This is a genomic window from Cedecea neteri (genome assembly GCF_000757825.1).
Lineage (GTDB): Bacteria > Pseudomonadota > Gammaproteobacteria > Enterobacterales > Enterobacteriaceae > Cedecea > Cedecea selenatireducens.
Map to the genome: position 1 here is coordinate 1631839 of NZ_CP009451.1, position 23201 is coordinate 1655039.

General features: G+C 55.5%; 26 protein-coding genes. 10 read left to right on the plus strand and 16 right to left on the minus strand.

The window, feature by feature from the left end:
- Positions 1-25 precede the first annotated feature (25 nt).
- The gene (gene rdgC, locus JT31_RS07465; RefSeq protein ID WP_038475148.1) at positions 26-937 is read left to right on the plus strand and encodes a recombination-associated protein RdgC; all 912 of its coding nucleotides are present in this window, start codon (positions 26-28) and stop codon (positions 935-937) included.
- A gap of 60 nt (positions 938-997) precedes the next feature.
- On the opposite strand, the gene ppnP is transcribed toward rdgC, so the two are convergent.
- From ppnP to aroL, 4 genes are all read right to left on the minus strand, one after another.
- Positions 998-1291 carry a pyrimidine/purine nucleoside phosphorylase gene (gene ppnP / locus JT31_RS07470; RefSeq protein ID WP_008454495.1) on the minus strand — a complete coding sequence of 98 codons (294 nt, stop codon included), beginning with the start codon at positions 1289-1291 and terminating at the stop codon, positions 998-1000.
- 82 nt (positions 1292-1373) lie between these two features.
- Positions 1374-2051: an AroM family protein gene (locus JT31_RS07475; protein ID WP_038475150.1), complete on the minus strand. Its 678-nt coding sequence runs from the start codon at positions 2049-2051 to the stop codon at positions 1374-1376.
- A 249-nt stretch (positions 2052-2300) separates the two neighbouring features.
- A complete protein-coding gene (locus JT31_RS07480; protein ID WP_038475152.1) occupies positions 2301-2492 on the minus strand; it encodes a YaiA family protein in 192 nt (63 codons plus the stop codon).
- 40 nt (positions 2493-2532) lie between these two features.
- On the minus strand, positions 2533-3057 hold the full coding sequence (gene aroL, locus JT31_RS07485; RefSeq protein ID WP_038475155.1) for a shikimate kinase AroL: 525 nt from the start codon (positions 3055-3057) through the stop codon (positions 2533-2535).
- A 350-nt stretch (positions 3058-3407) separates the two neighbouring features.
- Between aroL and JT31_RS07490 the strand changes: the two genes are divergently transcribed.
- Entirely contained in the window at positions 3408-4169 is a 762-nt protein-coding gene (locus tag JT31_RS07490) for a DUF2076 domain-containing protein (protein ID WP_038475157.1), read from the plus strand.
- Here the strand turns inward: JT31_RS07490 and JT31_RS07495 are convergent.
- Positions 4166-4627: a YaiI/YqxD family protein gene (locus JT31_RS07495; protein WP_038475159.1), complete on the minus strand. Its 462-nt coding sequence runs from the start codon at positions 4625-4627 to the stop codon at positions 4166-4168. The genes JT31_RS07490 and JT31_RS07495 overlap by 4 nt on opposite strands.
- A 179-nt stretch (positions 4628-4806) precedes the next feature.
- On the opposite strand from JT31_RS07495, the gene proC reads away from it, so the two are divergent.
- Positions 4807-5616 carry a pyrroline-5-carboxylate reductase gene (gene proC / locus JT31_RS07500; RefSeq protein ID WP_038475161.1) on the plus strand — a complete coding sequence of 270 codons (810 nt, stop codon included), beginning with the start codon at positions 4807-4809 and terminating at the stop codon, positions 5614-5616.
- 127 nt (positions 5617-5743) lie between these two features.
- Here the strand turns inward: proC and JT31_RS07505 are convergent, their stop codons facing one another.
- The 4 genes from JT31_RS07505 to JT31_RS07520 form a co-directional block, all read right to left on the minus strand.
- Positions 5744-6055 carry a PsiF family protein gene (locus JT31_RS07505; protein WP_038475163.1) on the minus strand — a complete coding sequence of 104 codons (312 nt, stop codon included), beginning with the start codon at positions 6053-6055 and terminating at the stop codon, positions 5744-5746.
- Between the two features lie 102 nt (positions 6056-6157).
- Positions 6158-7576: an alkaline phosphatase gene (gene phoA / locus JT31_RS07510; RefSeq protein WP_038475166.1), complete on the minus strand. Its 1419-nt coding sequence runs from the start codon at positions 7574-7576 to the stop codon at positions 6158-6160.
- 93 nt (positions 7577-7669) lie between these two features.
- The gene (gene iraP / locus JT31_RS07515; protein ID WP_038475168.1) at positions 7670-7930 is read right to left on the minus strand and encodes an anti-adapter protein IraP; all 261 of its coding nucleotides are present in this window, start codon (positions 7928-7930) and stop codon (positions 7670-7672) included.
- A 275-nt stretch (positions 7931-8205) separates the two neighbouring features.
- The gene (locus JT31_RS07520) at positions 8206-9423 is read right to left on the minus strand and encodes a multidrug efflux MFS transporter (RefSeq protein ID WP_038482915.1); all 1218 of its coding nucleotides are present in this window, start codon (positions 9421-9423) and stop codon (positions 8206-8208) included.
- A 230-nt stretch (positions 9424-9653) separates the two neighbouring features.
- On the opposite strand from JT31_RS07520, the gene ddlA reads away from it, so the two are divergent.
- Positions 9654-10754 (plus strand): D-alanine--D-alanine ligase, encoded by a 1101-nt coding sequence (gene ddlA, locus JT31_RS07525; protein WP_038475170.1) that lies wholly within the window; start codon positions 9654-9656, stop codon positions 10752-10754.
- Between the two features lie 3 nt (positions 10755-10757).
- Here the strand turns inward: ddlA and JT31_RS07530 are convergent, their stop codons facing one another.
- Positions 10758-10970, minus strand: a complete 213-nt coding sequence (locus tag JT31_RS07530) for a DUF2754 family protein (protein ID WP_052049067.1) — start codon at positions 10968-10970, stop codon at positions 10758-10760.
- A 272-nt stretch (positions 10971-11242) separates the two neighbouring features.
- Here JT31_RS07530 and JT31_RS07535 point away from each other — a divergent pair, with 272 nt between their 5' ends.
- On the plus strand, positions 11243-11581 hold the full coding sequence (locus JT31_RS07535; protein WP_038475174.1) for a DUF2755 family protein: 339 nt from the start codon (positions 11243-11245) through the stop codon (positions 11579-11581).
- Positions 11582-11620: 39 nt separating this feature from the next.
- Here the strand turns inward: JT31_RS07535 and JT31_RS07540 are convergent, their stop codons facing one another.
- On the minus strand, positions 11621-12703 hold the full coding sequence (locus JT31_RS07540) for a DUF1615 domain-containing protein (protein ID WP_038475176.1): 1083 nt from the start codon (positions 12701-12703) through the stop codon (positions 11621-11623).
- Positions 12704-12734: 31 nt separating this feature from the next.
- Positions 12735-13628, minus strand: coding sequence for a LysR substrate-binding domain-containing protein (locus tag JT31_RS07545; protein WP_038475178.1), 894 nt, complete (start codon positions 13626-13628; stop codon positions 12735-12737).
- 104 nt (positions 13629-13732) lie between these two features.
- On the opposite strand from JT31_RS07545, the gene JT31_RS07550 reads away from it, so the two are divergent.
- The 4 genes from JT31_RS07550 (at position 13733) to JT31_RS07565 (ending at position 17608) form a co-directional block, all read left to right on the plus strand.
- Positions 13733-14317, plus strand: coding sequence for a nuclear transport factor 2 family protein (locus tag JT31_RS07550; protein ID WP_038475180.1), 585 nt, complete (start codon positions 13733-13735; stop codon positions 14315-14317).
- Between the two features lie 86 nt (positions 14318-14403).
- Entirely contained in the window at positions 14404-14859 is a 456-nt protein-coding gene (locus tag JT31_RS07555; protein ID WP_038475182.1) for a MarR family transcriptional regulator, read from the plus strand.
- Positions 14860-14883: 24 nt separating this feature from the next.
- Positions 14884-16062 carry an HlyD family efflux transporter periplasmic adaptor subunit gene (locus JT31_RS07560; protein ID WP_038475184.1) on the plus strand — a complete coding sequence of 393 codons (1179 nt, stop codon included), beginning with the start codon at positions 14884-14886 and terminating at the stop codon, positions 16060-16062.
- 10 nt (positions 16063-16072) lie between these two features.
- Positions 16073-17608: a DHA2 family efflux MFS transporter permease subunit gene (locus JT31_RS07565; protein WP_038475186.1), complete on the plus strand. Its 1536-nt coding sequence runs from the start codon at positions 16073-16075 to the stop codon at positions 17606-17608.
- 42 nt (positions 17609-17650) lie between these two features.
- Here JT31_RS07565 and sbmA read toward each other — a convergent pair whose 3' ends face one another.
- The 3 genes from sbmA to lpxP all read right to left on the minus strand — a co-directional run bounded on the left by sbmA (position 17651) and on the right by lpxP (position 20482).
- The gene (sbmA, locus tag JT31_RS07570) at positions 17651-18868 is read right to left on the minus strand and encodes a peptide antibiotic transporter SbmA (protein WP_038475188.1); all 1218 of its coding nucleotides are present in this window, start codon (positions 18866-18868) and stop codon (positions 17651-17653) included.
- A gap of 109 nt (positions 18869-18977) precedes the next feature.
- Positions 18978-19502 (minus strand): isochorismatase family protein, encoded by a 525-nt coding sequence (locus tag JT31_RS07575; RefSeq protein ID WP_038475190.1) that lies wholly within the window; start codon positions 19500-19502, stop codon positions 18978-18980.
- A gap of 53 nt (positions 19503-19555) precedes the next feature.
- The gene (lpxP, locus tag JT31_RS07580) at positions 19556-20482 is read right to left on the minus strand and encodes a kdo(2)-lipid IV(A) palmitoleoyltransferase (RefSeq protein ID WP_038475192.1); all 927 of its coding nucleotides are present in this window, start codon (positions 20480-20482) and stop codon (positions 19556-19558) included.
- Between the two features lie 411 nt (positions 20483-20893).
- Here lpxP and ampH point away from each other — a divergent pair, with 411 nt between their 5' ends.
- The gene (gene ampH / locus JT31_RS07585; protein ID WP_370527376.1) at positions 20894-22051 is read left to right on the plus strand and encodes a D-alanyl-D-alanine-carboxypeptidase/endopeptidase AmpH; all 1158 of its coding nucleotides are present in this window, start codon (positions 20894-20896) and stop codon (positions 22049-22051) included.
- A 16-nt stretch (positions 22052-22067) separates the two neighbouring features.
- On the opposite strand, the gene JT31_RS07590 is transcribed toward ampH, so the two are convergent.
- Positions 22068-23090, minus strand: coding sequence for a sensor domain-containing diguanylate cyclase (locus JT31_RS07590; RefSeq protein ID WP_038475197.1), 1023 nt, complete (start codon positions 23088-23090; stop codon positions 22068-22070).
- Positions 23091-23201: the final 111 nt, after the last annotated feature.

Here is a 23201-nt window from a genome sequence, read left to right on the forward strand (position 1 = left end):
TTAACTGACAACCTGGGACAGAATCATGCTGTGGTTTAAAAATTTAATGGTTTACCGTTTAAGCCGTGACATCACGCTGACGGCGGATGCAATGGAAAAACAGTTAGCCGCCTTCACCTTCACCCCTTGCGGCAGCCAGGACATGGCTAAAACCGGCTGGGTGTCGCCGATGGGCTCGCACAGCGATGCATTAACCCATGTTGCCAACGGCCAGATTGTGATTTGCGCCCGTAAAGAAGAAAAAATTCTGCCGGCCCCGGTCATCAAACAGGCTCTGGAAGCCAAAATCAATAAGCTTGAAGCAGAGCAGGCCCGCAAGCTGAAAAAGACCGAAAAAGACGCCCTGAAAGACGAAGTCCTGCACTCCCTGCTGCCGCGCGCTTTCAGCCGTTTTAGCCAGACGATGATGTGGGTAGATACGGTCAACGGCCTGATCATGATCGACTGCGCCAGCGCCAAAAAAGCGGAAGACACGCTGGCACTGCTGCGTAAAAGCCTGGGTTCGCTGCCGGTGGTACCGCTGGCGCTGGAAAACCCTATCGAGCTGACCCTTACCGAGTGGGTGCGTTCGGGAGATGTTCCGGCAGGTTTTGCGCTGATGGACGAAGCTGAACTCAAGGCTATCCTTGAAGGCGGCGGCGTGATCCGCTGCAAGCAGCAGGAGCTGGTGTGCGACGAAATCGCGGCGCACATTGAAACCGGCAAAGTGGTCACCAGGCTGGCGCTGGACTGGCAGGAGCGTATTCAGTTCGTACTGGCCGACGACGGCTCGATCAAACGCCTGAAGTTTGCCGATATCCTGCGCGAACAGAACGACGATATCGACCGGGAAGATTTTGGCGGACGTTTCGATGCCGATTTCATCCTGATGACCGGTGAACTGTCGGCGCTGGTGACTAACCTGGTAGAAGCGCTGGGCGGCGAAGCGCAGCGTTAATTAAGCGGCTGAGTCGTGAGAGATAGCCCCTCGCCGTAAACGAGGGGCTAAAAAATTCAGTTATTTATCTGCCAGGTAGCGGCAAAGGTAGGACGTTGGCTCGGCAACCTGCAGATGAAACTCGCTGTGGCCCGGCACGTTAAACACTTCGCCCGCAGCATAGGTTTTCCACTCGGTTTCCCCCGGCAGCAGAACGTGTAATGCGCCGCTCACAACGGTCATCTCTTCCGGCTGGGCGGTCCCGAAGGTGTATTCCCCCTCCGCCATCACGCCAACGCTGGCACGGCCAGTGCTGCTGCTGGTAAAACCGATGGATTTTACTTTACCGGAGAAGTACTCGTTACTCTGAAGCATGGACAGGCCCTTAATCGACTTTAGTGAAAAATCCACTATAGAGGCGAACTCTCTGGCCTGTCACGCAAATTGTTAATTCCGTTCAGATAAGCAATTCTGCCGCTAATCTGGCGACCAGCACGTTGGATAAAAGTACCGGCACATCCAGCTGCTTTTGCAGTAAATCCCGGTGCTTTTGATGGTAGCCAAGGCAGTCCAGCACCAGAACATCCGCCCCGTCCGCCATCAGCTTTCTTCCGGCCTCAAGCAAGTCGGCTTCGCTGCCGTGCACCGGATTCGCGAGAGCATAAAGCGGGGGATGGGTCAGCTTGCGCCACTTCAGCTCCTGAAACTTAATCATGTCGGCGACCGGCAGGATAATCCCCACCTGATGACCGTCCACAATCGAAGCCACCAGCGGCGGAATAATACGCTCAGGCTCCAGCAGAATCGCGTTACGGGCGCTAAGCCCTGTCAGCGGCATGGTGCTCATCAGCAGAATAACTTCGTAGCCCTGATTATCCAGCTGTTCGATGATGCCCTGCATCGCAACGGAGATTTTGTCGCGCCCGACCGAAGTAATGGTGTTGTCCGCCAGCAAAGTGAGCAAAGACTCTTCTCCGGGCGAAGGGGAAAACTGGCGCCGGACCTCATCAGGAGAGAGGTTGCCCAGCAGGCTTACCTGCGAGATTTGTTGCTCAGAGATATGTTCGGTTAAAAATGGCAAAACCTCACTCACTGACACTTTGCCGACGGTGAGAATGGCTACAGTTGGTTTCATGCTTCGCTCCGCTATTACTCAGTCACCGCCCTTTTCGCTGCACTGCTCCACGTCCGCTATGAAATAACTCCGCCGGGGTCGATCGTTTTTTGCTCGCCGTAATCCGCAGCATACAACCAGAGTGATATCGAAATCCTTAACGAAACATCAACTACTGTGCAACATCTCTGAATAGATATATTTTAAGTAAATTAACGAGATAAAAGTTTCTCTGATCAAAGATGAAACACCAACGTCTGCAGCCATCGATCAGGATTTCTGCGGATCTTCATAGCGCTGTTTTGCGTCCAGCGCTTCCTGATGCGTTTCGTGTTCGCTTATCAGCGTGTCCTGATGAGGGTGATCCGCCCGCAGCTGGTACCCGGTGACGGTTGAACCCGGCACGCCTTTCTGCACTTCGACAATTCGGGCTTCACGGGGGTAAGGAGGTTGAGTTGCCATCGCTCGTCCTTATTTCTTATGGATGAGCGTTAAGTATAGGCTAACTGGCGCGGGCCATTTGTAATGCGCTGAGGATAGCTTCCACCACCGCATCCGGGGGACAGGTTGCGTCCACAATGTGACGGGCAACCTGGCGGTACAGCCCTTCTCGAGCGGCCAGCACATCCACGATTTCATCGGTGACGCCTTTTCCAGTCAGGGTTGGGCGCTGATCTTCCTCCGGAGAAGCATTCAGGCGTGAAGCCAGGACCTGCGCCGGAGCGTGCAGCCAAATGGTAATGCCGTTTTCCTGCATAAACTGACGATTGCTGTCTGCCAGCACCATGCCGCCGCCGGTGGCCACAACGGTCGCCGGCGCCGTCACCCGCTGAAGCGCATCAGACTCACGGGCACGGAACCCTTCCCAGCCCTCTTCGGCCACAATCTCCGCCACGCTTTTTCCGGTGTGGGTCAGCAGAAAACTATCGGTATCGACAAATGCATAACCCAGCGTTCTCGCCAGAGCCTGACCGACGGTCGTCTTGCCACAGCCGCGCGCGCCGACCAAGAAAAGGGGTTGAGTCATCAGGGATAATCCTCGGAAGTGCAGGCCTCAGGCCAGTAGGGATAAAAGCAGGAAACAGAACGCGATAATACCATCAAACTAGTACGCAACAAAACGTAAACTTATAGTTACAATCACAATTTATACCACAAAGAAGCCAGTAATAACGGCCTTAACTGGAGGTTAATAAGTGTAAACTAAATCCACCACCCGCCAGCAGCGTCACAATACTTTAAACGCCAGGCCAATGACAACCCTTAATCTGAGATTCGGTAACACATTTATGGTTAGCTTTACGATTAAGGCGTTTCACCTACGCTCAAGTTGATCCAGACTCGTTTTAAGACTTCATCATGACAGAGGTATGAACCATGCAATCTGAAGAGCAGCGTCTTATCGACGGGCTTTTTGACCGTCTGAAACAGGCCGAGAGCCAAAGTACCACCCGGGATGCGGCCGCAGAACAGCGGATTGCGCAACACCTCAGCCAGCAGCCAGGTGCCGCCTACTACATGGCGCAGACGATCCTTATCCAGGAAGCGGCCATGAAACAGCTGAACGGTAAAATTCAGGAGCTGGAAGCGAAAGTCACCGAACTTGAACAGAAGTCTCGCCAGCAGCAGAGCAGCGGCGGTTTTTTGGCCGGATTATTCGGCGGCAGCAGCAACAGCAATAATAGCTCTCGCGGTTCCGACCCGATTCCGGGCAGCCAGAACTATGGCACATCAGCCGCACCGGGCTACGGCGCACCTCAAAGCGGGTACGGTGCTCCTGCCGGCTATGGTGCACCACAGGCGGCACCTGCGAGCGCTCCGCGTGCCGGAGGCGGCTTCCTGTCAGGTGCGCTGCAAACCGCTGCGGGCGTAGCCGGGGGCGTTGTGGTGGCAGAAATGCTGACCAGCATGTTCCACCGCAGCCAGCCGGAAGAGATCGTGAATATCATCAACGAGCCGGCTCCGACCTTCGACAATAGCTCGTTTGATTCAGTCAACGACTACAGCCAGGTCGACGACCGCCAGTTCCAGAATCAGGGCGGCTGGCAGTCACAGGACAACGCTAACGACAACACCGGCTTCGGGAACGATGATTTCGGTGGTGACGATTACGGCGACGACGACGACAGCTTTATTTAAGACTTCTGCGCCCGCGCGACCATCAGCAGCCACTTTTCGAGTTCATTGGCAAACAGCTGGCGGTCGCGCTGGTTCAGGCTATCCGGCCCGCCGGTTTGTACGCCGCTGGCGCGCAGGGTATCCATAAAGTCACGCATCGTCAGGCGTTCACGAATGGTTGCTGGCGTGTAAAGCTCGCCCCGGGGGTTCAACGCAATGGCCCCTTTCTCAAGCACGTCCGCCGCCAGCGGAATATCGGCGGTGATCACCAGATCGTTTTTCTCGCAGCGACGAACAATTTCGTTGTCCGCCACGTCAAACCCCGAGGCAACCTGAAGGCTGCGAATAAAGCGCGATGGCGGCGTTTTCATCCCCTGGTTTGCGACCAGCGTGACCATCACCTGAGCGCGATCGGCCGCGCGAAAAAGGACCTCTTTTATCACTTTTGGACACGCATCGGCATCCACCCAAATTTGCATTATGGCTCCTGACTGTCGGTGGGAATGGGGCGATTTTGCCGTGCTTTTGCCGAATGGCAAAATTTATCTGTTTCAGCCCCCCGACCGTACCTCGTTGAGTGCAAACGTAGCCTAAGCGGTAAAAAGCGCGTTAAGCTATCACCATCAGATAACAAAACACATCACCATGGAGTAATGCTATGGATAAGAAAATTGGCTTTATTGGCTGCGGTAACATGGGCAAAGCGATCCTTGGCGGCCTGATTTCCAGCGGCCTGGTGCCGGCGGGCAATATCTGGGTTTATACCCCGTCGCCGGACAAGGTGCAGGCATTATGCGAAGAATACGGCATTAATCCGGCGCAGAGCGCGCAGGAAGTCGCGCAGATAGCCGACATCGTTTTTGGCGCGGTGAAGCCAAACATCATGCTGAAAGTGCTGAGCGAAGTGAATTCCGAGCTGAATAAAGACAGCGTTGTTATCTCCATTGCCGCAGGCATTACCCTGGAAACCCTCGCCAAAGTGCTGGGCCACGACCGCAAGATTATCCGTGCAATGCCGAATACCCCGGCGCTGGTGAATGCAGGCATGACGTCGGTGACGCCAAACGCGCTGGTCACGCCTGAAGATATTGCCGATGCGGTAAGCATTTTCCGCAGCTTTGGCCAGGCGGAAGTGGTAAGCGAAGCGATGATCCATCCGGTGGTGGGCGTCAGCGGTTCAGCGCCGGCTTACGTCTTTATGTTTATCGAAGCCATGGCCGACGCCGCCGTGCTGGGCGGTATGCCGCGTAAACAGGCCTATCAGTTTGCCGCTCAGGCGGTGATGGGCTCGGCGAAAATGGTGCTGGAAACCGGGAAGCATCCGGGCGAGCTGAAAGACATGGTTTGCTCCCCTGGCGGCACCACCATTGAGGCAGTCAAAGTGCTGGAAGAGAAAGGCTTCCGCGCTGCCGTGATGGAAGCGATGGTGAAGTGTATGGCGAAGTCGGAGCTGCTCGGGAAGTCCTGATTCTGGAATAGCCCCTCACCCTACCCCTCTCCCCACAGGGGAGAGGGAATTGGATCGAGCATCAATCTTCGATTTTCCCCCTCTCCCTTTCAGGGAGAGGGCCGGGGTGAGGGTCATTAAAAACGACTTACTTTTTCTTCAAACAGTTGCTCATAAAGGTTTTTCTGGCGTCGCCCTTCAGCGATTGCTTCGCGGCATCCGCATTACAATCCTTCATTTTTTGCTGCTGAGGCGTCAGGGTTTTCCCTGCCGCGGCAGGCGCTTCCCCTTTCAGACAGCTGCTCATATAGCTCTTACGCTGATCCCCTTTCAGGGACTGCGATGCCGCCTGCTGATTACAGCTCGTCATGCGCTGCTGCTGCGGCGTCATCGTTTTATCCGCCGCCGTTGCCGACCCAACCAGCCCTACCAGTAACACCGCTAATAATGAAAATTTCATACCTTATTCCTTTTTTATAGTGACGATTAAAGCCTGGCCTAAGGCAAAAAAAATGCGACGTTTCCGCCGCATTTTTTTCTCACCTGTTACGTCTGTACACCTTTATTCCAGCGCCATCGCCGATTTCATGGTGTAGAACAGATCGGTCTGGTCAGTCAGCCCCACCACGTTTGCCGCATGTGGGCCATAGGCCGCCACGCGCAGCTGGGTGCCGGTGTGCTCCTGAGATTCTCCCTCGGAGTTACCGTAACTAATGACCATCACTGAGCCATCTTTAGTATTTAGCGCCTGAGTCAGGCCTGGAGCTTTAGTGTCCGGAGCCACAATCTGGCTGGAGTGGGCATGATCCGCCGTCACGATGACCAGGGTATTGCCGTCCTTACGGGCAAACTCGAGCGCTTTCTGCACGGCTTCGTCGAGATCGACCGTCTCGCCAATCTGCCCGCAAGGGTTAGCGGCGTGATCCTGTTTATCGATAGAAGCGCCTTCAACCTGCAGGAAGAAGCCTTTTTCGTTGCCTTTAAGCAGATCGATAGCTTTTTCAGTCATCTGCGCCAGGGTCGGCACGCTGCTGTCGCGCTTTGGATTTTCCGTACAGGTCACCGCTGGCTGGTCAATATTGCCATGGTAGGTTGCCTTCGGGCCTTCCCAGCGCACCGGCATATTGCCGTCCGCGAACATGCCAATGAGCGGTTTCTGCTGGTTGGCGACGGTCACCGCCGCAAGACCTGCCGCGTTATCTACCCACTGATAACCACGGGCATCCGCCTGCTCGCGCAGCGTTTTGCCGTTCCACTCTCCGGCTTTCGCCACTTCGCTGAAGGTTTTTGCTCCGCCGCCAAGCGTGACGTCGGCTCGGGTATTCAGCAGTTGCTCGGTAATGGAGCCTTTGCCGCCGTTCTCCAGCGCGTTGGTCGAGCATTTTTCACTGGTCGCGCTCGGGCCATAGCATTTACGCCCGGTGACGTGGGAAACCAGTGCGGCAGGCGTCGCATCCTGAATTTCAGCCGTTGAAACGTTCCCCGTGGCCTTCCCGGCGGCCTTCGCCAGCTCGAGAATGGTCACGTGGTCTTTTCCGTCAACGTCCACGCCCAGCGCGCCGTTGTAGGTTTTTACGCCGGTACTCCACGCCGTGGCGGAGGCCGCAGAATCGGTCACGTAATCCGGCTTTTTCGTTTTCTTGTCTAAAGAATAATGGGTGTATTGCCCGGTGAGCGGTAACGCATCAATTCCCTTAAAGAAGCCACCGGCCCCTTCGGCATAGTTTCGGGCGGCGGTTATTTCCGAATCGCCCATTCCGTCACCGATCAGCAGAATAATGTTTTTTGCCGTTTTATTGTTTAACGAGGCGCGAATAGCTTCTGTCCGATCGCCGGTAATACGGCGGGCGCCACCCGGCTGAGTTAAATCTCCCTGAGCGGCGCGATTTTCCAGAGGGGATGATGATGTTTCTTGTGATTGTGATGGGGTGCTGGCAAGCAGCAAAGGCAGCAGGCTGGCGATAATTACGCTCTGTTTCACTTTATTTTCTCCATGTAGTAACTACTGAATATAAATAAAAACAGAGCGAGTATAAAAATGACTTATGACACTAATATGACAGCAAAATTTGATTCAACTACGGGGATGGATAAGGAGCTTTTTTAAATATTGACGGAGTAATTCGGTATCCTGGACGGGCACTGCGGTCTTTGGGGAGGCATCATCTAACGCCCCTTCAATACTGGCAACTAATGCCGAACGTTCGCCTTGTTCAAGCCGTCTCAATAAGGCCGTCACCACTATTTCCAGGGCTTCCACCTGAGCGACCAGCTCTTTTGACTCTTCTTCCTTTTCGGCGAGTTTAACCAATAACTCTGCAATAAGATTTTTCATTTTCTCAGTCCCTGCGGGGTTAGGATATGACGTTAACACTCAGATCCACCCGAGAGCAATATGCCGGGTTAAATATGTGCGGAACAGCAAATAGCGGCAGGCTTAAAACGATTCAGTCTGATAATAATCCCGGAGGCGAATTTTTCGCACTACAAAAAAAGAATAATGGAATATTATTCGCTAAGTCACAGGCTGCTGAGCGAATGAAAAATAAGTCGACATCAATTTTCATATTTCACGCATTAATATAGCCAGCCGCCGCAAAAAAACGGCTCTCAGGTTTTTCTGTCGAGTATCTGCTGCCGGGCATTTTTCCGTTTAAGAGCAGCGGCAAGCTGCCAGACATTGAGCAGCACAACCACGGCGGTTGCCGCAAAAACGTAACGAAAACCGGCCATTGCGGACACACCTGCCCCCATTAAAGGCCCGGCGACGTTCCCTAAATACATAAACGACTGGTTATACCCGAAGATGCGCCCGGTCACCTGGTCACTACAGTATTTCAGCAGCAGCGTTTGCACCGCTGGCAGCATGGCTCCGTCGGCAAAGCCCAGCATAAAACGCAATATTCCAAGCTGCACCGGAGAGGTCACAAAGGACATTGCCAGGAATAACACCACCGCGCAGCACAGCGTCGCCATCAAAATACGTTCGGTGCCAATGCGGTCGCCCAGTTTGCCAAGTTTTGGCGCAGCAAACAGCGCGGAAATCCCCGGCAAGGCGGCGATAAACCCGCTCATAAAAGCGATGTTAAGGCTGTCCGGGGAAAGCTGTTTAATAAACAGCGCCAGGATAGGCCCAATCGAGCCGTTGCAGAGCTGAATCACCAGCGTGGTAATAAACAGGCTGAAAATAAGCCAGGGATAAGGCAGCGTGGCAAACACCTCCTTTCCGGTCAGGCGCTCATCCTTGCTGATTTTAGGCCGTGCGCCCTCTTTAATCAGCAGCAGCGTCACCAGGAAACTGACCATCAGCAGGCCGGCGGTGGCAAAGAAAACCGGCCGGAGCCCCAAGTGGTCAGCCATAAAACCGCCCAGCAGCGGGCCCACGATCACGCCGCTGATTTGCCCGGTAGATAACGTGCTGATGGCCCAGCCGCTGCGCTCACGCGGAACCTGCGAAGCAATCAGCGCCATGGCATTAGGGATATAGCCTGAGGTCAAGCCCATCACCGCCCGCAGCAGGAACAGCTGCCAGACGTTGGTGGCAAAAGCCTGCAGCAGAATAGCCACTGCCATGCCGAAGGAGGCGCGGAGCAGCATCAGCTTGCGCCCTTTACGGTCGGCCAGGCTGCCCCACATCGGAGAGACAATTGCCGAGACTAAAAACGTGACGCTGAAGGTGAGGCCGGACCAAAGGGAGAGTGCTTCGTGGGAGGTGACGCCGAGTTGCTCAACGTAGAGCGGAAGAAAAGGCAAAATCTGGCTGATCGCAAGGCCGGTAAAGAAGCAGCCGAACCAGACTGAAATGAGGTTAACCTTCCAGGACTCCATAGCGCGCTTTTTCAAAGGGGATGCAACCAGACAGAACGATTTCTGGAAAGCTTATCACACTAATGAATAGTGCCGTCAGCACGCCGGGCATACCATTACGATATGGAAATGATTGCTTACTAAAGCACATATCCTGCCCCACCGGGCCTGTTGATGCAGGAACCACATGAATCCCCGTTATGAGCGTGCTATGTTGTCCACTTTCGTAAAGTGATGGGTGGATTAAAGGCATGGCAAAACTGCGGGTTGGTATCGTGTTTGGTGGGAAATCGGCAGAACACGAGGTGTCGCTGCAGTCGGCAAAAAATATCGTCGACGCCATTGATAAGTCGAAATTTGATGTGGTGCTGCTGGGGATTGATAAACAGGGCCAGTGGCATATCAACGATGCGTCCAGCTACCTGCTGAACGCCAATAATCCGGCGCTTATCGCCCTGAACCGGTCAGAGAAGAACGTGGCGCTGGTTCCAGGCCAGACCGAGCATCAGCTTATTGAAGCTAACGGCGCGGAACAGCTTTCTCAGGTCGACGTGATTTTCCCGATTGTGCACGGCACGCTGGGTGAAGACGGTTCCCTGCAGGGCATGCTGCGCGTCGCTAATCTGCCGTTTGTTGGCTCGGGCGTGCTGGGCTCAGCGGTGAGTATGGATAAGGACATTGCCAAACGCCTGCTGCGTGACGCGGGTCTGAACGTGGCGCCATTCATTACGCTGACGCGCGCTAACCGTGCAAAAATCAGCTTCGCCGAGGTAGAAAAACAGCTCGGCCTGCCGCTGTTTGTTAAGCCAGCCAACCAGGGCTCCTCCGTCGGCGTTAGCAAAGCCAATAGCGAAGAGCAGTATCACGCGGCGGTGGCGTTAGCCTTTGAGTTTGACCATAAAGTGGTGGTCGAGACCGGCATTAAAGGCCGTGAAATCGAATGTGCGGTGTTGGGGAACGATTACCCGCAGGCCAGCACCTGCGGCGAGATCGTGGTCAACAGCGAGTTTTACTCCTACGACACCAAGTACATCGATGAGCAGGCCGCGAAGGTGGTCGTCCCTGCGGTGCTTGACGCAGACGTTAACGATAAGATTCGTAAAATTGCGGTTCGCGCTTATCAGGCGCTGGAGTGCAGCGGCATGGCCCGCGTTGACGTCTTCCTGACCGAAAACAACGAAGTTATCATCAACGAGATCAATACGCTGCCGGGCTTCACCAACATCAGCATGTATCCCAAGCTGTGGCAGGCCAGCGGCATCAGCTATCAGGAACTGATCACCCGCCTGATTGAGCTTGCCCTTGAGCGCCACCAGCAGGATTGTGCGCTGAAAAGCTCCATCACTTCGTAACGCTTAAGGCTCCGCCGTTTCCGACTCTTCCCGGGGGCGGCGGATAATAAAGCCTGCCAGCCAGAAACAAATCACCCAGGTCACCAGCCCCACCGCATAATTCTGCCAGCCCGTCGTTTCCAGCCCCATCAGGCCAATCACGCCGTTAAGAATAAAAATCAGCCCTATCGCCACCGCATAGTAGTGCCAGTCACGACGCATTTTCAGGGTTAACATAGCCGCCTCACGCATTGAGAAATAAACCTGCCGGCATTGTCGCACATCAGCGGCAGGGAAACGCGCTGTTGCCGCAGGCTCGGCTAGCATAATGTTAATAAAATTTCCGTTAAGTTACAAAAATGTGAAGTTAAGCAAAAAACGCAAAACCAGGAGGATTCTGCCCCACAAATTACCAGCAATCTGATATTGACAACGCTTATGACCTGCCAAAATCCGCGCTATGGGGAGTCACACATTTGATTCGCATTACGCTTTTACGGGAGGTCATGATGGCTGATGTTTCATTCTCGAAAGCCGTTATTCCGGCAACTCGGGTAATAATGACGACAAAAACGGAAGGGTCGGTGCCCGGCAACGTTGCCTACGCGCTGTTCGTTCTGTTTTGCTTCTGGGTTGCCACCCAAATGCTGAATCTTATCGTTCAGGCTCCCGGCGTGCTGGAATACCTGGCCCAAAGCAACGATGCCAGCCGCCCACGCATTGAGATGGGCCTGGCGGTCAGCACCATTTTTGGACTCATTCCTTTCCTGCTGGGCGCGCTGACTATTGGCATCGTCGCCCTGGCGCTACGCCTGCGGCACCGCCGCAACTCAGCCTGGTTTTACTGAGTCAAAAGGCGGAAGTCTTCAGACTCCGCCCGCTCCGGCTTAGCGCTGCATACAGCTCGCCCGTCTATCGTCCACCCGTTTTGCAAACCAGGCCGTGGTCAGATTGCGGGTAATTTTCGGGCTTTCAAGCGTGATGCCGGGCAGCACCTCTTTCGGCAACGGCTGACCCGCCTTTTTCTCCGCTATCGCAAAGACCTGCTTGTAGAGGCTGGTTTTTTCAAACCCAATGCTGTCCCCTTTTTGCAGCGCCCGGCGAATTTCGCTGTCGCTCATATCCAGCTGTTTTGACAGCTTGCGCACCGCCATCTCGGTACTGCTCGGCTTGTCGCTGGTATAGAGGATCAGGTCCCCGTCCAATGCCAGCTTCACGCCCGCCGCGCGGCTGACCGCGCTCTGGAAGGCAGCGTTTCGGCTGGCGTACCAGCCCGCATTGTAGTCGGCAAAGCGATAAAGAGGTTGGCTGTAGTTAGCCGGATAATTCAGCAGATGGTAGGTGCCAAACCAAAGCCCACCGCGGCGGGTGAAGACCTCCTGGCGCACGGAGCCTTCCATCTTCCACGGATAGCCGTCGGTATGCTTCTCGGCAAAGGCCACGCTGACCTGCATCGTGCCGCCGGTTCGCACCGGGTTAAAGCTGCCGAACAGCTTCTGCCCCATCGGCACCATCGTCAGGAAGTCGTCAAAAATGGCGCTAAGCTGCCCTTCGGTTTTGACGTTATCCAGCCTTTCGCTGTAGCTCTTGCCGTTGGGGGAATTAATGCGCAGTGCGGTATGCACCAGCAGCGGTGGAATGTGCATTTTCTCGGCGCGGCGGTCTATCTCTTTCCAGGCGATTTTATTCAACCCCGGCACCGCCGGGTCAGCCTGCAGATTGGACTCCTGTAACGCCACGGCCAGTACGGAACAGATGTTCTCTTCGTTCGGCTCAAGGTTTTGGCTTTTTAAGGTCGTCAGCAGGTCTTTTGCCAGGCCCGCCCTATCCTTTACCCCTTCCGGGATTTTCCGCCGGGCAACGGTTTCGATATCTATTGGCTTAGCTGCCGCGGTCGTAGTAGAGGCCGGCGTGCTGCCTTTGGTTGTACACCCAGTCAATACCAACAAGGCTCCCAGAGAGAGCGCCATCAATCCATGCTGCCTGTTCAATAAGTCATCCTCATAACGTTTCGTTGTGATTATTTTTCAGGGCCAGACGAACCCAGGCCTTAACGGCCCCCTGAGTTTCATCGCGACGGCTTAACAATAGCAATTCAGCCGTCAGTCGCCGATCGGAAATTGGCTGATAAACCAGGTGCGGGATAGCCATGTGGGTAAAAGAATGCGGCAGCAGCGCAATGCCAAAACCGGAGGCCACCATTGCCAGTGCGCCAAGCGTGCTGGATGCGCGGTATAGCGGCTCGGGGACTTCACTGCCCCACCGCTCCCGAACCTGCTCCAGGGCTTCGTCGCCCTCGCCGGCGGCGAACTGAATATGAGGAACCTGCGCCAGCATCTCAAGCGTGATCCGCTTTTCGGCCGCCAGCGGGCTGCCTTCGGCCACCGCAACCATCATCGGCCATTCCGCAATTTTAACCGCCTCAATATCTTCGGCAAGCTCGCCCATCAGCGGCGTATAAGCTACGTCGACAGCCCGCTGCCTGAGCGCCTCACCGAGCGCGAGGGGTGACATTTCCTGAAGCTGAAGCTCGACCTTCGGCAGAAGCCGGCGAAAAGCGCGAACGTCGTTCATCAAGCACCCGGAAACCACGGCGTTACCGGCAAAGCCAATTCTCACCAGGCCGGTTTCGCCCCGCAGCGCTCTCTGAACTATATTTTTAGCGTGCTCGGCCTGTTCAAGCGTGCGTCTCGCCTCCGGCAGCAGCAATCTTCCCGCTTCCGTTAGCTCGACCTTACGGCTGGTGCGCGTAAACAGCGGCCCGCCTACTTCGTCTTCCAGCGTGCGAATCTGCATACTTAGCGCGGGCTGGACAATGTGCAGCCGCGCGGCGGCCTGGCCAAAATGACCGGTTTCGGCCAGCGTCACGAAGTAGCGAAGGTGTCTTAATTCCATGCTCATCAGCCATCAATTTTAATGATTGAATCATCATATCAATATATTTCATTTATCAATAACGCGGAGCAACAATGGGCTCCTTACCTTGACAGGAGCCTTATATGAACAGTGACTATTTGCAGGACCGCCTCGCCATTAACGACTTAATCAACGGCTGGATGCACCGGGATCTTGCCCAGTGGGACAAGCTATCTGCGCTCTTCTACCCGGAAGGCACTATCGAAGTCACCTGGTTTGAGGGCCTTGCCAGCGAATTTATCCAGGGCTCGATGCGGATGGGCAAGTCCGACATCAGCACCAAACACCTGATTGGTACGCCGGTCGTCAGCTTCAATAGCGCACAAGACAAGGCGATCTCTGAAACCAACGCCATGATTATTGGCCAAAACCACAGGTTAGAAATGGGCGCCACCTGCCATAACCGTTTCTATGACATGCTGGAAAAACGCCAGGGCGTCTGGCGAATTCTGCGCCGCCAGGTGGTTTACGATTTTGGCTCATTCGACTTCCCGTTTGGCCCGGTGGACATTGATAAAGAGGCGGCAAAACGCTACCCGGCAGCCTACGCCCCCCTCGCATATCTGCTGGAAAAATCAGGTTTTCCTGTACAGCGCGTGTTTGCAACGCAAGGCTCAGACCTCGAAATTGCGATGAAAAAAGAGGCCCAGTCCTGGCTGGTTGGCTGACAAAACGTGCTCTCATCCTGACATAACGTTGACAATTAGATGCCTGGTCAGTAATTTCATTTGCAACTACTGACCAGGCAAATATCATGAGTAACTCTACGGGTATCCCTCCTTCTAAACTGCACCTTGGCCTGCTGATTCACCTGTCGAACCAGTTCAAAGACCAGCTCATTACCCAGTATTTTTCGCCGATGGGCATTACCGGTGCGCAATTTAAAGTCTTGATAAGTATCTTTAAGGGCTTCAACAGCCCGGTTGAAGTCAGCAAAAATCTGGTGATGGATACCGGCGCCATGAGCCGCATGCTTGAACGAATGGTGAAGCGAGATCTGATCGTGCGAAACGTGAATCCCGAAGATAAACGTCAGGTGATTCTGGCGCTGACCGAGAAAGGGCAAGAGCTATGCGAAGCTTTCCAGAACGACGCGCTGGCGTCGATTATCGGCACCCTTACCGAGCGCCTGACGCCTGAAGAATCAAAGCAGCTCAATGAACTGCTAATCAAAATGCTGCCGGATGAGATCACCGAGCGCCACCTCTGAGCTTTCTGATTAAGGCCACAAAAAATGCAAACCTCTACCGAGCAGGTTGAACGCGCGCCGGGCAAACGCAAGCGTAACTTCGCCATCTTTCTCATCATCCTGTTGCTCATCGGCGCAGGCTGCGTGGCGTGGTACATGCTCTACGCGCGCTACTACGAAACAACCGACGACGCTTACGTCAACGGCAACCAGGTCACGCTGACGCCGCAAATCGGCGGGACGGTGACTCAGGTCAGCGTCGATGAAGGCGACTATGTCGAAAAAGGCCAGCCGCTGGTGCAGCTTGATCCAAGCGATACCGAAATTGCGCTCCAGCAGGCGGAAGCCAACCTTGCCAACACCGTGCGCCAGGTACGCGGGCTTTACAGCACCGCGGACAACTACCGTGCCCAGGTTGCCGCGAAGCAGGTTGCGCTGCAAACCGCGCAAAGCGACTACGCTCGCCGCCAGAAAATCTTTGCCACCGGCGCGATTGCCGCTGAAGACTTGTCCCACTACCGCGATGCGGTCACCAGCGCGCAGAGCGACCTGGTCGCCGCCCAGCAGGCATTGCGCACTAACCTCGCAATGGTGGATGACACGGTCATCGACAGCCATCCGGAAATTAAAAGCGCCGTGGCCACGCTGCGCCAGCGCTTCCTCGACAACGCGCGCAGCACCATCGTCGCGCCGGTGAGCGGATTTGTCGCTAAGCGCGCCGTTCAGCTGGGCATGCGCGTCGATTCCGGCACTACCCTGCTGGCGATTGTGCCGCTGGACCAGGTGTGGGTTGACGCCAACTTCAAAGAGAGCCAGATGCAGGCCATGCGCCTGGGGCAGAAAGTAACGCTGACCGCCGATCTCTACGGCGACGACGTGGAATACCAGGGCACCATTGAAAGCCTCGGCATCGGCACCGGCAGCGCCTTCTCGCTGTTACCGGCCCAGAACGCCAGCGGCAACTGGATCAAAATCGTGCAGCGCCTGCCGGTCCGCATCACGCTTGACCCGCATGACATGCAGAAGCACCCGCTTCGCGTAGGGCTGTCGATGTTTGCTCGCGTGGATATCCGCAATGCTGACGGCCACCTGCTGCCGCAAAAGACCGTCGCCGCACCGCGCTTCACCACCGACGTTTACCAGAACGCGCTGGACGAAGCCGACAAGCTGGTCACCAAAATCCTTCATGACAACAGCCAGCCGGTAGCGTCAGGCAACCGCTAAGAGAGTCGTTATGCAAGATAAGGCGGCGTTTACGCCCCCCAGCCTGCTGCTGGCGACCATCGCGCTGTCGCTGGCCACCTTTATGCAGGTGCTGGACTCCACCATCGCTAACGTGGCGCTGCCGACGATCGCCGGTAACCTCGGCGTCAGCGCCGATCAGGGCACCTGGGTTATCACCTCGTTCGCGGTGTGTAACGCCATTGCCCTGCCGCTGACCGGCTGGTTTACCCGCCGGTTTGGGCAGCTCAAACTGTTCGTCGGGTCGGTGGCGCTGTTTACCCTCACCTCGTTCCTGTGCGGTTTTGCCCACAGCATGACCGAGCTGATTATCTTCCGTGCGCTGCAGGGCTTTTTCGCCGGGCCGATGTTCCCGATGTGCCAGACGCTGCTGCTGATAATCTTCCCGTCCAGCAAGCGAAGTATGGCGCTGGCGCTGCTGTCGATGGTAACGGTTGTCGCGCCGATTGTCGGGCCGATCACCGGGGGCTGGATAACCGATAACTATTCCTGGCCGTGGATCTTCTACATCAACGTGCCGATCGGGATCTTTGCCGCCATCGTGGTGTGGGCGCAGCTGCGTGAACGCGAAGAGACCACCACCATCGCCCCAATCGACTACATCGGCATTGCGCTGCTGGTGCTCGGCGTCGGGCTGCTTCAGGTGGTGCTGGACAAGGGGAACGATCTCGACTGGTTTGCCTCGCCGGAAATCATCACCATGTCGGTTATCTCGGCCGTTTCGCTGGTATCGTTTGTCATTTGGGAACTGGGTGAGCGCCACCCAATCGTTAACCTGCGGCTGTTCGCCGACCGTAACTTTGCCATCGGCACATTGTCGCTGACGCTGGGGTACGCGGCGTTCTTCGCCATCAACATTATTCTGCCGCAGTGGCTGCAGACCCAGATGGGCTATACCGCTATTTGGGCCGGTCTTGCCGCCGCGCCGATGGGCGTATTGCCGCTGCTGCTGACGCCGATTGTCGGGCGCTACGCCAACCAGGTGGATATGCGCCTGCTGGCCACGCTGTCGTTCCTGACCATGGGCGCTTCGTGCCTGCTGCGCGCGCAGTTTAATACCAGCGTGGATTTCCGCACTATTGCCGAAGTGCAGCTGTTCATGGGGATTGGCGTGGCGTTCTTCTTCATGCCGATAACCACCATTGTGCTGTCGAACCTGCACGGCGTTGAAGTCGCAGAAGGCTCTGGCCTGGCAACCTTCTTCCGCGTGCTCGGCGGGTCGTTTGCTTCTTCGCTGACCACCTGGATTTGGTCCCGCCGCGAGGTTTACCACCACGCCAACCTGACGGAAAGCGTGTCGGCCTATAACCCTTCGGCGATGGATTATCTGCATAAGATGGGCGGCGCTACGCAGCAGCACCTCGCCGTGGTGGATAAAACCATCGAACAGCAGGCCTATATGATGTCGACCATCGACTACTTCTGGCTGCTGGGCTGGGGCTTTATGGCGCTGATTGTGGTGATTTGGTTTGCCCGTCCGCCGTTTATACGGGCAGGCGCACCGGGGGCCCCTTCCGCAGGGCACTAATCAAAAAAGGGATGGCATTACGCCATCCCTTTTCTTTTTGCCTTAGACGGCTTCTTCGGTACCCGGCACCGGCACATCCTGCAGCGTGCGCTCGAAGCTGCGCAGACGTTTGTAGATAGACATCAGCTCAACCAGCGTGGTCCAGGAACTGATCAGATACTGGAACGAGCCGCGTACCTGGCCAAAAGCGTTGGTTATCTGCTGCATCAGGCCCAGGGTAATTGCACCTGCGGCGATCGAAGGGAACAGCAGGAACAGGCCAAACACATTGTCTATCTGGAGGTAAAGGATGCGCACGATGTTGAAATAGGTGTAGTGGAAGTAGAGCCGGAAGTAGTTATGTCGAACGTCGCCAAACAGCGCTTTCACCGTTGGCGGAGTCGCGCGACTGGCGTCATCTTCCCCGTAAACCAGCTCTTTACGGTAGGCGGCCTCCACTTTCTGGTTATTAAACTGCAGTCCCGGCAGCTTTATCCCGACCGCAGCCAGCAGGCCGGTTCCCATCAGCGACCAGATAATCGCCGCAATTACCAGGCCATAAGGCACCGCGCCAACAATCGGCAATTCTTTAACGTGTGGAGACAGCGCGACAAGAATAGGCAAGAAGGCAATCAGGGTCATCACCGACTGCAGCAGGCTCACGCCCATATCCTCAAGCGTGGAGGCAAAGCGCATGGTGTCTTCCTGCACACGCTGGGCCGCCCCTTCGATATGGCGCAGCTTCTGCCAGTTTTCCATATAGTAGTCGTTCATCGCGGTGCGCCAGCGGAAGACGTAGTGGCTGATAAAGAAGCTATTCAGCACGCCGACGGTGACATAAATAAGAGCAATGCCGAGGAATACGCCGGTTTCGCTATAGAACCGCTGCAAAGGGACTTTATTTGGGGAAGCCAACGCGGTTTGGATAAGGTCAAAGAACGGGGCATACCAGGCGTTAATCGCCACGCCCAGCTCAACCATAAACCAGGTCACAAAGACGATCAGCGACGAGCCGAGAATCGACCAACGTTGCCAGGGATGTGGGCTCACCAACGCCCACACACCGGCAAAAAGCCCGACACAGACAGCGTAAAAAACATAAAAAACAAATGCTTTTAGCGTCCAGAAGCGTGCCGCGCTAATGGGGATTTGCTGGCTGGCGCCCGCAAGGTTTTCTAACCACAGGCCGCCGCCGGCCTGCCAAAATATGATTGCGAGTAGTCCCCATAGTGCCGCCGAAAGAAAAAACAGCTTCGGCGACGGGAAGAAAGATTTAAACATTACAGCACTCCTGATACGACTTTTTGTTGTTATATCTGCTGGTTATAGCGAACGTTCTACGATAATGCTTGCTGAATGTTGTATCAAGGAGTGAGAGGGTTTACATAACTTAGCGCCAGCCGTTGAGAATGGCCGAGGTCGTTTTCACCGCCAGCGTATTGCCCGGAATCGACAAATTAGCCCAAACCTCGTTGTGGTGCTGAATAAGCGCTTCGGCGCTTACCGACGCGCGGTCAGCCGTAGTGTGGGCATCGCTGGCAACCGTAATCGCATAGCCCCGGCTGACGCCGTTTTTGACGGTGGTATCCACGCAGTAATCCGTGGCGCAGCCGCACACCACCAGCTCATTGATTTCATTTTGTTTTAACAAAGAATCCAGCGTAGTGCGGTAGAAAGCATCGCAGGCCGTTTTGGTCACATACAGCGCCCCTGCCGGGCGATGCAGTTCGGGAATAATGTCGAACGCCTGGCTGCCTGGTTGAAGCTCCGCCTCGTGATGCTGGATAAAAATCACTTTTTCCGCCGCATCAATAAGTTGATTAATTCTGGCGGCGGTTTGTTCGCGAGCCCGGCGGGGGGACGCCAGAACGCCGTTTTGCATATCGATAACCATCACAACGCGGGGTGCAGGCATGCTGACTCTCCTTAGATTTAAGAAGGAAAAAGCGTAGCATACCTGCCGGAAGATTAAATCGTGTAGAGCCCGGCATGGCCGAACGGCCGGGTTTTAAAGCGGCGATGCAGCCACAGATACTGCTCCGGCGCGCGCATGATTTCGTGCTCAATCTTGCGGTTCACGTAGGCCGCGGCGGCCTGCTCATCTTCGGCCGGATAGTCACAAAATTCAGGCTCAATAACCAGTTGATAACCGGAGCCCCCGGGCTTACGAATCAAAACCGTGGTCAGAATGGCGGGTTTTGCCAGGCGAGCAATGGTAAAGGTGCCGTTGGTTGTCGCGGCCTCCTGAACGGCAAAGAATGGTGCAAAGGAACTGCCTTTCGGGCCGTAATCCTGGTCAGGGGCAAACCACACCGCCTCACCGGATTTCAGCGCCTTCACCATCCCTTTCAGATTGCGCCTGTCGAGCATCGCTTTGTTGGAACGCGAACGCCCGCGAGTCTGCACGTACTCCATCACCTTGTTATTGTGCGGGCGGTACATTGCCATCATCGGGCGGCACAGCCCCATGACGCGCCCGCCGAGCTCCAGCGACATAAAATGCACGCCGATAACCATCACGCCCTTGCCTTTGTCGCAGGCGGCGTTGATGTGCTCGAGGCCGCGGACGTCAAACCACTTGCGCACGCGTTCATCTGACCAGAACCAGGCCATGCCGGTTTCAATCAGCCCCATACCGAGCGAGCCGAAATTTTTCTGAACGATCATCTCGACCTGCGCCTCAGTGTAATGAGGGAAGCAAAGATGCAGGTTTTGACGGGCAATGGTGACCCGGCGCTTCAGGAAACGCATGGAGAAACGACCAATGAGGTCGCCCATCTTCATCAATACCGGATACGGAAGCTGCACCCACAGCCAAAGCACACCCAGTCCAAACCAGGTCAACCAGTAGCGAGGGTGTAAAAGACATTTATAAAACAGCGGCTTATTTGACATATTAACTTCTTAATGCGAGAGGGTTATGTATCGCATAAAGAACTCAATCAGTAGCGGTACGCCTTGGGCTATAACTAAGATGCTGCGTAAGGAAAATAGTTGCAGCGACGCAATAAATAACAGGCAGGATAATACGCATTTTTTGCTAAAGCAGCGTAGTGAAATTGTCAGTTTTTCTTCTTATTTAAGATCTTTCTTTACGGTCAAAGCGCGCAGTCAGCAGGACCGACGAACAAACAGACAAAAAATGCTGCATGAAGCCCCGGCTGACAAAGTTTTGTACGCCATCTGGTGATGTAACGCACGGTTACGCTTTTCATGCCACAAACGCTGAATTGACGCTTTGCATAAGGGCGCAGAGTAGTATAAATACCTGCAATACCGCTTTATTTTTCTAACTGGATTTTTGCGTTGAAAACTCGTCTCCCTCGTCTTCTTATGCTGGCCGCAGCCCTGCTTCCAGCGCTTAGTTTTGCGCAACCATCACCGGCGCCAGAATTCGCCGCCGACGTGGTCGATCGCTACGCAAACCACATCTACTACGGCAGCGGTGCGACCGGGATGGCCATCGTAGTCATTGACGGCAACCAGCGGGTGTTTCGCAGCTTCGGCGATACCCGACCGGGCAATAACGTTCGCCCGCAGCTGGATTCGGTGATTCGCATCGCCTCCCTGACAAAGCTAATGACCAGCGAAATGCTGGTTAAAATGCTCGATCAGGGAAAAGTCCAGCTTAACGATCCGCTCAGCAAGTATGCACCTCCCGGCGCGCGCGTGCCGACCTTTAACGGCCAGCCGATCACGCTGGTTAACCTTGCCACCCACACCAGCTCTCTGCCGCGCGAACAGCCCGGCGGCGTAGCGCACCGCACGGTGTTTACCTGGCCAACGCGAGATCAGCGCTGGAACTGGCTCTCACAGGCTACGCTGAAGGCCGCGCCGGGCACCGTCGCCGCCTATTCAAACCTGGCGTTTGACCTGCTGGCCGATGCCCTGTCTCGCGCAACCGGTAGGCCTTACGCAGATCTGTTCGATGAGCAGATTGCCCGCCCGTTGGGCATGAAAGACACCACCTTTACCCCTTCGCCAGACCAGTGCAAACGCCTGATGATCGCCGAGAAAGGGGCCAGCCCGTGCGATAATACGCTGGCGGCCGTCGGCAGCGGCGGCGTCTATTCCACGCCGGGAGATATGATGCGCTGGATGCAGCAATTCCTCTCCTCCGACTTCCATCATCGCGGGAATCAGGCCGACAGAATGCAAACCCTGATTTATCAGCGCAGCCAGCTGCATAAGGTTATTGGCATGGACGTGCCGGGCAAAGCCGATGCACTGGGCATGGGCTGGGTGTGGATGTCGCCGAAAGAGGGCCGCCCGGGCATTATTCAGAAAACCGGCGGCGGCGGTGGCTTCATCACCTACATGGCGATGGTGCCGCAAAATAACGTGGGCGTTTTCGTGGTGGTTACGCGCTCGCCGCTAACCCGCTTCGTCAACATGAGCGACGGCGTGAACGATTTGGTCACCGAGCTAAGCGGCAGTGCAGTCCCGGTGACGCCAGCATCCTGAAGCCTGAGCGCGGCGTTTAGTTTACCGCCGCGCTATTCTTACGGCGTTTCTTATCGACATACATCAGCGTATCCGCCTCGCGTAGCGCATCGTCCGGGGTGGTGATCGCGGGATTAATGGCGATAGCGCCGATGCTTGGCCCGGCATAGTCAATCACGCAGGATTTTAGCTGATACTCTCCGCTCAGCAGCGCTGACAATCTGTTACGAAAGGCGGTCGCCGCGCGCAAAGCTTCGCTGTATTCCGTCGGCCCTGCCCCGGCGACGATAAACTCATCCCCGCCAATTCGGCCCAGAATCTCATCGCCCCTCACGCCCTCTTTGAGCCGCTTGCCGATCGCGCAAAGGAAATCGTCTCCGGTTTCATGGCCGTGCATATCGTTTATCTGCTTAAATCCGTCGAGATCGGCAAACGCCACCAGCACGTAGCGGGCGTCGTCTTTGGCTCGGGAGAACAGGCGAGGAAGTTGATCGAAGACCGCACGGCGGTTAGGCAGCCCGGTGAGATCGTCGGTGTAGCTGGCGGTGGTCAGTGCGACGTTGGCCTGCTGCAGCTTCTTCATCAGCTGCTCATTTTGGATCTGCTGGGCAATCAGTTGAGAAAACAGCTGCAACACTTGTTCACTATGATCGGTGAGGATGCGCTGTTCGGAACTGGCGGCGCACAGCGTGCCGTAGAGCGAGCCATCGGCAAGCGTCACGGGCGTGCTGACGTAGGTCACAATCCCCAGCGCCTTTGCCGCTTCAGAATCCCCCCAAACGCTCGCCACATCGCAGGTATAGCGACGGCCTTCGTCCAACGCGCGTTTGCACAACGTGTCTTCCCAGGGAACGGAGAGCCCCTCGGGGATATTCATCGCCTTCGTATTGCGGGAAAAAACAATATGCTGCTGGCTGCCCTCCGCGTCGATGCGGGTCAGGTAGGTGGATTCCATATTGGTCACCAGCTCCAGCATCTCCAACAGCTGTCTGACCAAACCTTCCAGGGTATATTCGGCGTCTAAGGCGGTGGAGATACGCTCAATTAGATTATCAATCATCACACTGAAATACCTTTATCGGTGGTGCAGACTTACGCCCGGAAGCGCACTTTTTACCCTATCACAACGGTAACTTCTACCCACCAAAATATGATATTTCTGTCGACAATT

Excerpts from the sequence above, each read along its gene's own strand:
- aroL (WP_038475155.1), bottom strand. The coding sequence starts at position 3,057 with ATGACTCAACCCCTTTTCTTGGTCGGCGCGCGCGGCTGTGGCAAGACG.
- JT31_RS07480 (WP_038475152.1), bottom strand. The coding sequence starts at position 2,492 with ATGGCAACTCAACCTCCTTACCCCCGTGAAGCCCGAATTGTCGAAGTG.
- JT31_RS07550 (WP_038475180.1), top strand. The coding sequence starts at position 13,733 with ATGAACAGTGACTATTTGCAGGACCGCCTCGCCATTAACGACTTAATC.
- JT31_RS07555 (WP_038475182.1), top strand. The coding sequence starts at position 14,404 with ATGAGTAACTCTACGGGTATCCCTCCTTCTAAACTGCACCTTGGCCTG.
- JT31_RS07575 (WP_038475190.1), bottom strand. The coding sequence starts at position 19,502 with ATGCCTGCACCCCGCGTTGTGATGGTTATCGATATGCAAAACGGCGTT.
- JT31_RS07495 (WP_038475159.1), bottom strand. The coding sequence starts at position 4,627 with ATGCAAATTTGGGTGGATGCCGATGCGTGTCCAAAAGTGATAAAAGAG.
- JT31_RS07565 (WP_038475186.1), top strand. The coding sequence starts at position 16,073 with ATGCAAGATAAGGCGGCGTTTACGCCCCCCAGCCTGCTGCTGGCGACC.
- JT31_RS07540 (WP_038475176.1), bottom strand. The coding sequence starts at position 12,703 with ATGGCGCTCTCTCTGGGAGCCTTGTTGGTATTGACTGGGTGTACAACC.
- JT31_RS07590 (WP_038475197.1), bottom strand. The coding sequence starts at position 23,090 with ATGATTGATAATCTAATTGAGCGTATCTCCACCGCCTTAGACGCCGAA.
- JT31_RS07475 (WP_038475150.1), bottom strand. The coding sequence starts at position 2,051 with ATGAAACCAACTGTAGCCATTCTCACCGTCGGCAAAGTGTCAGTGAGT.
- proC (WP_038475161.1), top strand. The coding sequence starts at position 4,807 with ATGGATAAGAAAATTGGCTTTATTGGCTGCGGTAACATGGGCAAAGCG.
- iraP (WP_038475168.1), bottom strand. The coding sequence starts at position 7,930 with ATGAAAAATCTTATTGCAGAGTTATTGGTTAAACTCGCCGAAAAGGAA.
- rdgC (WP_038475148.1), top strand. The coding sequence starts at position 26 with ATGCTGTGGTTTAAAAATTTAATGGTTTACCGTTTAAGCCGTGACATC.
- JT31_RS07560 (WP_038475184.1), top strand. The coding sequence starts at position 14,884 with ATGCAAACCTCTACCGAGCAGGTTGAACGCGCGCCGGGCAAACGCAAG.
- lpxP (WP_038475192.1), bottom strand. The coding sequence starts at position 20,482 with ATGTCAAATAAGCCGCTGTTTTATAAATGTCTTTTACACCCTCGCTAC.
- JT31_RS07535 (WP_038475174.1), top strand. The coding sequence starts at position 11,243 with ATGGCTGATGTTTCATTCTCGAAAGCCGTTATTCCGGCAACTCGGGTA.
- JT31_RS07530 (WP_052049067.1), bottom strand. The coding sequence starts at position 10,970 with ATGTTAACCCTGAAAATGCGTCGTGACTGGCACTACTATGCGGTGGCG.
- JT31_RS07490 (WP_038475157.1), top strand. The coding sequence starts at position 3,408 with ATGCAATCTGAAGAGCAGCGTCTTATCGACGGGCTTTTTGACCGTCTG.
- JT31_RS07545 (WP_038475178.1), bottom strand. The coding sequence starts at position 13,628 with ATGGAATTAAGACACCTTCGCTACTTCGTGACGCTGGCCGAAACCGGT.
- ppnP (WP_008454495.1), bottom strand. The coding sequence starts at position 1,291 with ATGCTTCAGAGTAACGAGTACTTCTCCGGTAAAGTAAAATCCATCGGT.
- JT31_RS07505 (WP_038475163.1), bottom strand. The coding sequence starts at position 6,055 with ATGAAATTTTCATTATTAGCGGTGTTACTGGTAGGGCTGGTTGGGTCG.
- JT31_RS07520 (WP_038482915.1), bottom strand. The coding sequence starts at position 9,423 with ATGGAGTCCTGGAAGGTTAACCTCATTTCAGTCTGGTTCGGCTGCTTC.
- sbmA (WP_038475188.1), bottom strand. The coding sequence starts at position 18,868 with ATGTTTAAATCTTTCTTCCCGTCGCCGAAGCTGTTTTTTCTTTCGGCG.
- ddlA (WP_038475170.1), top strand. The coding sequence starts at position 9,654 with ATGGCAAAACTGCGGGTTGGTATCGTGTTTGGTGGGAAATCGGCAGAA.